Raw genomic sequence first — 7,944 nt, 5'->3', positions numbered from 1 at the left:
CGATCCCGCGGTACTCGACGGCGACATCGCCGCCGGCGGCGTACTCGTCGAGCGTCTCGCCGTACGACGCCTCGAACGACTTGCAGGCCGGGCACTGGAAGTCCTCGACCACCTGGAGCCGCACGGGGGCCTCGGGGTCGCCCACGACGAGGGCACCGTCGGCGTTGACCGCTGCCGGCGCACCCGCTTCGGTGTCGCCGCCCGAGTTCTGGAGGGCGAAGACCGTGCCACCCACGATCGCGACGACGATGACGCCGACCACGCCGGCCTGGATCGCCGTCGACCGACGGCGACGCTTCTTCTCGTCCGCGAGGACCTGGCGTGCCGCGTCCGAGCGCGAGGTGCTGAGGTTCTTGCCCATGGTGCTGACTCCTGGGGTTCGTGTGACTCCGAGCCTAGCCAGCAGCCGGTACCACCGCTGGACTACCGCCGGCCACCGATGACAACGCGCGCTGCCAGGTGCACCGCGGCACGCACGACCACCTCGGCCTCCTCGGGATCGCGCACGGCCTCGGCGGGCACCGCACCGCCGAGCAGCGCAGCCGGCCGGGTGAGCCACGCCCACGCCTTCCAGGCATCCATCTCTGCGGCGAGCAACGGCGCGAGGGCGCGCTCGAGGTCGGCACGCAGCGCGCCGGCCTCGGTCAGCTGGAAGGCGGGCACCAGGGTGCGGTCGCCCTCGGAGACCACCAGCAGCCTGCGGTCGCGCGCGTCGCGGTGGACGGCGAAGCGGGGGGCGTCGACCGTGGCCCCACGCGCCTCGGCCAACGTCTCGTAGGTGAACCACGGCGTGCCCAACAGCTCGACCCGCACCCGCGCCTGCCGGGCGATCTGGAGCAGCGGCAGCGGCACGGCGTGCTGGGGATCGTCGCCCTGGCTGCGCAGCATCGCGTCGAGCTGAGCGAGCTGCTCGTCGCTCAGCGCGTCGCCGGTCTTCGGGTCGCGCCAGACGGCGCGACCCTCGTCGTCCCGCTCGTACGTCGGCAGCCCCGCCTCGGCCAGGTGCGCGCCGAGCCCCAGGTCGTCGAGCCACGCGGCCAGGTCGTGAGCAAGGTCCGGGCCGTGCGGTCCCCCGGTCGGCGTCTCCATGCCTCAAGCGTGCCGCATCGACCCCGCCCGTAGGCTTCTGGGATGCCCGAGCTCCTCCTGGTGGGGGCAGGACATGCCCACCTCCATCTCATCGCCCACGCCGCCGACCTGGTCGCCGCGGGCTACCGCGTGCGGGTGCTCGCGCCGCCGTCCTTCGACTACAGCGGCGTCGCCTCGGCCACGGCTGCGGGGTCGCTGCCGGCATCCACCGGGAGGATCGACATCCGGGCGCTCTGCGCGCTCCAGCCGGTCGACCTCGTGGAGGCCACCCTGGTCGACCTCGACGTGCCCGGGCAGGTCGCCACGACCTCGACCGGCGAGACCCTGTCGTACGACGTCCTCTCCTTCAACGTGGGCAGCGTGGTCGACACGCGCGACCTGCCGGTCGACGACCAGGTGCTGCGGGTCAAGCCCCTCAGCGACCTCGCCGAGCTCTCGGCCCGCCTCGAGGCAGTCCCCGGTGCGACGGTGACCGTCATCGGCGGCGGCTCGACGGGGCTCGAGCTCGCCACCCATCTCTCCGTGCGCCCCGGGGTCGCACGCGTGCGCCTGGTCGAGGCGGGCCCCACGATCGGCGCAGACCTCCCCGCCGGCGCGCGCCGCCGACTCGTCCGCCTGCTGGCGCGACGCGGCGTCGAGGTCCTGACGAACACCTCGGTGCGCGAGATCACCGGTCGGGAGGTGCTCCTGGACAGCGGTCCACTCCCCCACGACGTCGCCCTGCTCGCCACCGGTCTCGCCGCACCGCCCCTGCTGCAGCGCGTCGGGGTCGGCGGCACCCACGGCGTCCCGGTGACCGCCACCCTCCAGCACGTCGACCACCCCGAGATCTACGCGGGCGGCGACTGCGCGCACTTCACCCCGCAGCCGCTCCCTCGCGTCGGCGTGCACGGGGTGCGTCAGGGTCCGGTGCTGCTCGCGAGCCTCCTCGCCCGCGCCGGCGGCGACCCGCTGCCGACGTACACCCCGCCGGCACGGTCCCTGTCGGTGCTCGATCTCGGCGGCGGCGTCGGGCTGGCGGTCCGCGGGCGATGGTGGTGGTACGGCGCCGCAGCCCTCCGACTGAAGGAGCGCATCGACATCCGGTGGCTGGACAAATATCGCTCTGCGGGCACCCCGTGACGGCCCAGCCGCGTAGATTGGGTCAATGACCCCCGAGCTCGGATCGCTCGATCACTACGCTCGTCTGGTGCGCCGCTCCCTGGGCGCCCCGGTCGGCCTGGTGACGCTGATCCAGCCCGATCGTCAGGTCTTCGTCGGTGCCGACGGCCTTCCCGGCGAGCTGCAGGCAGCTCGAGAGACCCCGCTCTCGCACTCCTTCTGCCAGTACGTCGTCGCCGACGAGGGCCCCGTGATCGTGCGGGACGTCCGTGAGGCCGAGCGTCTCGCCGACAACCTCGCCATCACCGACCTCGGCACCGTGGCCTACGCCGGCTGGCCCATCACCGACCACGAGGGGCACACCATCGGCTCGCTCTGCGCCATCGACATGCAGGTGCACGACTGGACCGAGGAGGACGCCCGCAACCTCAGCGACCTCGCCGCCGCGTGCTCGGCCGAGCTCTCCCAGAGCGAGGTGATCGAAGAGGCCTCCGAGCTGCTCGCCGAGCTGCGCCGCAGCAACGAGCACCTGGCGTCGCTCGGGTCACAGGTCACCCACGATCTCCAGAACCCGCTCCTCGCCCTGTCCGGCACCCTGGAGATGCTCAACGAGGAGAACGCCTCGACGTCGCCGGACCTGGAGATGGTCGGGCTGCTGCTCTCCCGGGCTCACCGCTGCGTCTCGCGGATGTCGGAGCTCCTCCAGGACGTCATGCGGTACGCCGTGGTGGGCGGCGAGCTGGTGCTCACCGAGGTCGACGTGATCGGCCTGGTGGCCTCCGTCCTCGACGACGTGCCGTCGCTCGACCGGTCCCTCGTCGAGCTCGGTGATCTCCCGTCCGTGCGCGCCGACGCGCTCCAGCTGCGGCTGCTGATGCAGAACGTGCTCGCCAACGTCGCCAAGTACGCCGGCGCCGCCCCCACCACCGTGCGCGCGCAGGTCCAGGGCGACCGGTGGGTGCTCGAGGTCGCCGACAGCGGGCCCGGGATCGCCCGCGACCAGCGCGAACGTGCGTTCGTCGCCCACGAGCGACTCGACCACTCGGTGCCCGGCTCCGGGCTCGGACTGGCGACCTGTCGCCGGATCGCCCTCGCCCATGCCGGCACGATCGACCTCGACGAGACGCCGGGTGGCGGCACGACGGTGCGGCTCAGCCTGCCCCGTTGACCGGCTGAGCGGCGACCGGTCGCGGCGTACGACGTCGCCACCAGGTCGCCAGGGCAAGCCCGGTCAGGACGTCCCACAGCCCCCACAGCGCTGCGACGAAGACAACCCCGCCGAGGTCGGCGAAGAAGCCGAGCGCCAGGACGACCGCGAGCCCGGTGTTGCGCACTCCCAGCTCGAAGGTCATCGCCCGGGTGCCTGCCTCGCTGAGCCGACAGACGCGGCCGGTGCCGTAGCCGACGCCGAGGGCGAGCAGGTTCTGCCCGGCGATCGGCAGCACGACCACCGCGAGGTAGGCGGTGAACACGCCGAACTGCGACGCCAGCCCACCGACGACGATGAGCAGCAGGAGCACCAGCGCCCCGGGCTCGACGAACCGCTGCGCCCGGGCAGCGAAGCCGGGAGCCCGCCAGGCCACGAGCAGTCCGGCCGCGAACGGAAGTCCGATGAGCAGCGCCACCTCGGCGACGACGTCCCACGGCGACAGCTCGATGTCCCGCAGCAGCGCCTCGGCCGACGGGTTGAGGCCGCTCCAGAAGGCCAGTGCCACGGGGGTCACGAGCACCGCGAGCACGTTGGAGACACCGGTGAGCGAGATCGACAGCGCCACGTCGCCACGGGCCCGGTGGGTGAGGATGTTCGACAGGTTGCCGGCCGGGCAGCAGGCCACCAGGAGCATGCCGATCGCGACCGACCCCTTCACGCCCAGCGCGAGGGTGAGCAGCAGCGTCAGCCCCGGGGCGACGACGTACTGCGCCACGACCCCGACAGCGATCACCCACGGCCGCCGTACGACGTCACGGAAGTCGCCGATCCGGGTGTCGAGGGCGACCCCGAAGAGGAAGAACGCGACGATGATCTTGGTGCCGAGCTGGAGCCCGTCGCTCAGGTCGAGCGAGAGCTGATCGATGTCGACCGCGGCCGAGGCGAGCAGTCCCGGTGTCAGCAGGGCCATCAGCGGCGACCGCGCACGACGTCCACGACCACCTGCGCGAGCGCGGGACCGGCGTCCTCCTGGAGGAAGTGGCCGGCACCTGCGATCGACGCGTGCTCTCGACCGCGCGCTCCGGGCACCCGCTCCGCGAAGACCGTCTCCCACCCGCGCGTGGCGGGGTCGCCGTCGGAGTAGGCGGTGACGAACGGGCGCTCGAAGGCCTCCAGCGCACGCATCGTGCGCCGGCCGATCCGGGCGCCCGGGTCGTTGCGCGTCAGCGGCAGGAGGGCGGTCATCTGACGCAGCCCCGCGGTGTGGTCCGGCGTCGGGAACGGGGCGTCGTACGCCGCCAGCACCTCGGCCGACAGCGGCTCTGCCGTGGAGGCCCCGACGAAGTCGCTGGCGCGGAGCACCGGCGCCCGCTGGGTGTGGAGCAGGTAGTCGAGCAACGACTCCTCGAGCACGACCCGCGAATCGCCCTCGCCGTGCACGGCCCAGGTGAGGCGACCGGCGAGCGCCGGGTCTGCGGTGTGCAGGATCGTGTTGGCCGCCACCACCGCGGCGAAGCGGTCCGGCTCCCGCGCCAGGACGCTGAGCCCGATCGGGCCACCCCAGTCCTGGGCCACGAGCGTGACGTCACGCAGGTCGAGGCCGGAAACCAGAGAGGCGGTCCAGCCGATGTGCCGCGCCAGCGTGTAGTCGTAGGGGCTGCTCGGCTTGTCGGAGCGTCCGAACCCGATGTTGTCGGGGGCGATCACGCGCAGGCCCGCATCGACCAGCACCGGGATCACGCTGCGGTAGAGGTAGGACCACGTGGGCTGACCGTGGAGCAGCAGCACGACGGGCCCCTCGGCGGGACCCTCGTCGAGGTAGTGCATCCGGAGCGGCTCGAGGTCCGGCTCGTCGGCCGGCACCACCTCGGCATACCGCGGCTCGAAGGAGTAGCCGGGCAGGTCGGCGAAGCACGCGTCGGGGGTCCGACGGGCGGCCAGCGGGACGGGGGGCATGGCGGCAGTCTGCTGGACTCAGGAATTTCTTGGGAAGACTCTCTAGTATTCGCTCCGAGGGGAGTACCTCACTCAGATCGACCCGGTCATTACGTCGTCCCCATGGACGATTCGGGCGGTCGCCGGATCCTGCGGGTCCGGTGAGGGAGACCTCAAGCGCTCTGCTTGAGGAGAACCCATGCCCGGATCCGGCACGCTCGACACCATCGGCACCCCCACCCTGTGGGCGGTCACGATCGGTGCCGTGCTCCTGCTCATCGCCGTCGACTTCGTCGCCACGCGCAAGCCGCACGAGGTCTCGATGCGCGAGGCGATCGGGTGGTCGGCCTTCTACGTCGCTCTGCCGCTCATCTTCGGTGGCTACGTCTGGGCGCAGCACGGCAGCGAGCGCGGGGTGGAGTTCTACACCGGCTACCTGGTCGAGAAGACGCTCAGCGTCGACAACCTGTTCGTCTTCATGCTGCTGCTCGGCGCCTTCGCCGTCCCTGCCGCGCTCCAGCAGCGGGTGCTGCTCTACGGGATCGTCGGCGCCCTCGTGCTGCGCGGCATCTTCATCGCCCTCGGCGCCGCGGCGCTCGCGCGGTTCGACTGGGTCTTCCTGGTCTTCGGCCTGGTCCTCGTCATCACCGGAGCCAAGCTGCTGCGTGACGCCCTGCGCGCCGAGGAGCACGAGCTCGAGGTCTCCCAGCTGCGTGTCGTGCGGTTCGTCCGACGCTTCGTCCCCGTCACCGAGTCCTACGAGGGCACCCGGCTGACCACCCGGATCCGCCTCGGTGCGCGCACTCGTCGCGCGCTGACGCCGTTCGCCCTCGTGGTCATCGCGGTCTTCGCCACCGACATCGTCTTCGCCATCGACTCGGTGCCGGCCGTCTACGGCATCACCGGCGACCCCTACCTGGTCTTCGCCACCAACGCCTTCGCGCTGCTTGGCCTCCGGGCGCTGTACTTCGTGCTGCGGGGCGCGCTCGCCGAGCTGGTGCACCTCAGCTACGGCCTCGCCGCGATCCTCGGCTTCATCGGCGTCAAGCTCGCCCTCCACTGGGGCCACCTGCAGTGGGACGCCGTGCCCGAGATCCCAACCCTCACCTCGCTGGGCGTGATCGTGGGCGTGCTGGCGCTGACCGTGACCACCTCGCTGATCTCCGCGCGCCGCACGCCCCAGGTCGTCCCGGACGAGATGGCCTCCTCCGGGCGCAGCTGACGGCACCAGCGGCGCGTCCTCGAGATAGTCCCTTACGAAGTGGCCCCCATCCGGCCCGATCAGGGGCCACTTCGTAAGGGACTATCTCGCCGGGGTGAGGGGCAGCCGCCGCACGGACTCGAACCGACGGGCCGTCCCGTCGACCGGGTCGGTGAAGGCGAGCTCGGCCGCGAGCAGCTGGAGCGGGCGGGAGAAGTCGTCGACGTCGGTCTCGTGGATGTCGGGGTAGAGCGGGTCGCCCAGGATGGGGATCCCGAGGCCGAGCAGGTGCAGGCGCAGCTGGTGGGTGCGTCCGGTGCGAGGGGTGAGCCGGTAGACCGCGTGGTCGCCGAGCACCTCCTCGACCTCGACGAGGGTCTCGGCGTTGACCGGCGCGCCCGGCACCACCTCGCCCTGCCACACGCCACGCTCCTTGCGCAGGTGGTTGCGCACGGTCATCGGCAGCTCGAGGTCCTCGCACCACGGCGCCAGCGCGCGATAGGTCTTGCGCACCTGCCCGTGCTCGAACAGCACCTGGTGCGGGCCGCGCCAGCGACGCTCGGTCGCGAGCATCAGGAGGCCCGAGGTGATGCGGTCGAGCCGGTGCAGCGGCGAGAGCTCGGGCAGGTCGAGCTCGTCGCGCAGTCGTACGACGACGCTCTGACGCACGTGCCGACCGCGCGGGATGGAGGAGAGGAAGGCCGGCTTGTCGACGACCACCAGCCGTTCGTCACGATGGACGACGACCAGGTCGCCCGGCACGTCGGGCTCCTCGCGCAGGTCGCGGTGGAACCACACGAAGGTGTGCGGCAGGTAGGGGTCGCCCTCGGCAACAGGTCGCGCGTCGGCGTAGACGAACCGCTCCTCGGCGAGCATCGCGCCCACCTCGACCCGCTCGGGCAGCCGGTGACGCAGCCACTCCCCCATCGTCGCCACCCCGCCCGGCGTACCACCTCCGGCGTCGCGGTCGGGGGTGCGCAGCCAGGCCGCGGCCAGCCCGTGACGCGGCGGGAGCGGTGAGCGCGGAGGCATGGCCTGAGGCTACGGGCCGCGGCAGGACGCCCCGACGCAGAGCAAGGCGTGGGAGGATTCGGGGGCAACCGATCGCTTGCCCCCCAACCACCGAAGAGGCCACCGTGCTCACCTGCGACCTCACCGTCACCCTCGAGGCCGCCGAGGCACTCGCCCCCGAGTGGGACGCCCTCGCCGATGCCTGCGAGGCCGGGCCCTTCGCGCGCCCGCTGTTCGCCCTCACCTGGTGGCGCACCTTGGGCACCGGCGAGCTGCGCGTCGTCACCGTGCGTCAGGACGGCGAGCTGGTCGCCCTGGCGCCGCTGCACCGCCGCCGGGTGGGCCCCCTCCAGGTCGTGCGCTGGCTCGGTCACGGTCTCGGCACCGTCGCGGAGGCGCTCGTGCGACCCGACCGTCCCGGCGCCGACGCCGCCTTGTGGGGCGCCGCCACCGGACG

At 72.4% G+C, this 7,944-nt stretch carries 9 protein-coding genes; 4 read left to right on the top strand and 5 right to left on the bottom strand.

Features of this window, described 5'->3' with window-relative positions:
• Positions 1-361: thioredoxin domain-containing protein (locus VOI19_RS09455; protein WP_323792716.1), on the bottom strand; the 361-nt coding region annotated here is incomplete at its 3' end.
• A 62-nt stretch (positions 362-423) separates the two neighbouring features.
• The gene (locus VOI19_RS09450; protein ID WP_323792715.1) at positions 424-1,089 is read right to left on the bottom strand and encodes a hypothetical protein; all 666 of its coding nucleotides are present in this window, start codon (positions 1,087-1,089) and stop codon (positions 424-426) included.
• Between the two features lie 42 nt (positions 1,090-1,131).
• Between VOI19_RS09450 and VOI19_RS09445 the strand changes: the two genes are divergently transcribed.
• Positions 1,132-2,211, top strand: coding sequence for an NAD(P)/FAD-dependent oxidoreductase (locus tag VOI19_RS09445; protein ID WP_323792714.1), 1,080 nt, complete (start codon positions 1,132-1,134; stop codon positions 2,209-2,211).
• Positions 2,212-2,236: 25 nt separating this feature from the next.
• Positions 2,237-3,358 carry a GAF domain-containing sensor histidine kinase gene (locus VOI19_RS09440; protein ID WP_323792713.1) on the top strand — a complete coding sequence of 374 codons (1,122 nt, stop codon included), beginning with the start codon at positions 2,237-2,239 and terminating at the stop codon, positions 3,356-3,358.
• Here VOI19_RS09440 and VOI19_RS09435 read toward each other — a convergent pair.
• The gene (locus VOI19_RS09435) at positions 3,342-4,310 is read right to left on the bottom strand and encodes a bile acid:sodium symporter family protein (protein WP_323792712.1); all 969 of its coding nucleotides are present in this window, start codon (positions 4,308-4,310) and stop codon (positions 3,342-3,344) included. The two genes, VOI19_RS09440 and VOI19_RS09435, sit on opposite strands and share 17 nt — an antisense overlap.
• Positions 4,310-5,296, bottom strand: a complete 987-nt coding sequence (locus VOI19_RS09430; protein WP_323792711.1) for a haloalkane dehalogenase — start codon at positions 5,294-5,296, stop codon at positions 4,310-4,312. Before VOI19_RS09430 ends, VOI19_RS09435 begins: the two co-directional genes overlap by 1 nt.
• Positions 5,297-5,474: 178 nt before the next feature.
• Between VOI19_RS09430 and VOI19_RS09425 the strand changes: the two genes are divergently transcribed.
• Positions 5,475-6,497 (top strand): TerC/Alx family metal homeostasis membrane protein, encoded by a 1,023-nt coding sequence (locus tag VOI19_RS09425; RefSeq protein ID WP_323792710.1) that lies wholly within the window; start codon positions 5,475-5,477, stop codon positions 6,495-6,497.
• An 81-nt stretch (positions 6,498-6,578) separates the two neighbouring features.
• Here the strand turns inward: VOI19_RS09425 and VOI19_RS09420 are convergent, their stop codons facing one another.
• Positions 6,579-7,403 carry a pseudouridine synthase gene (locus tag VOI19_RS09420; protein WP_323792717.1) on the bottom strand — a complete coding sequence of 275 codons (825 nt, stop codon included), beginning with the start codon at positions 7,401-7,403 and terminating at the stop codon, positions 6,579-6,581.
• A 209-nt stretch (positions 7,404-7,612) separates the two neighbouring features.
• Between VOI19_RS09420 and VOI19_RS09415 the strand changes: the two genes are divergently transcribed.
• A partial coding sequence (locus VOI19_RS09415; RefSeq protein WP_323792709.1) for a hypothetical protein occupies positions 7,613-7,944 on the top strand: 332 nt, incomplete at its 3' end.

Source organism: Nocardioides sp. (genome assembly GCF_034670285.1).
Lineage (GTDB): Bacteria > Actinomycetota > Actinomycetes > Propionibacteriales > Nocardioidaceae > Nocardioides.
Note: the sequence above shows the minus strand (reverse complement) of the source record. Positions and strands in the feature narration are given on the sequence as shown.

What these genes read in the sequence shown, in the direction of transcription:
- VOI19_RS09450 (WP_323792715.1), bottom strand. Translation starts at nt 1,089, where the DNA reads ATGGAGACGCCGACCGGGGGACCGCACGGCCCGGACCTTGCTCACGAC.
- VOI19_RS09445 (WP_323792714.1), top strand. Translation starts at nt 1,132, where the DNA reads ATGCCCGAGCTCCTCCTGGTGGGGGCAGGACATGCCCACCTCCATCTC.
- VOI19_RS09440 (WP_323792713.1), top strand. Translation starts at nt 2,237, where the DNA reads ATGACCCCCGAGCTCGGATCGCTCGATCACTACGCTCGTCTGGTGCGC.
- VOI19_RS09435 (WP_323792712.1), bottom strand. Translation starts at nt 4,310, where the DNA reads ATGGCCCTGCTGACACCGGGACTGCTCGCCTCGGCCGCGGTCGACATC.
- VOI19_RS09430 (WP_323792711.1), bottom strand. Translation starts at nt 5,296, where the DNA reads ATGCCCCCCGTCCCGCTGGCCGCCCGTCGGACCCCCGACGCGTGCTTC.
- VOI19_RS09425 (WP_323792710.1), top strand. Translation starts at nt 5,475, where the DNA reads ATGCCCGGATCCGGCACGCTCGACACCATCGGCACCCCCACCCTGTGG.
- VOI19_RS09420 (WP_323792717.1), bottom strand. Translation starts at nt 7,403, where the DNA reads ATGGGGGAGTGGCTGCGTCACCGGCTGCCCGAGCGGGTCGAGGTGGGC.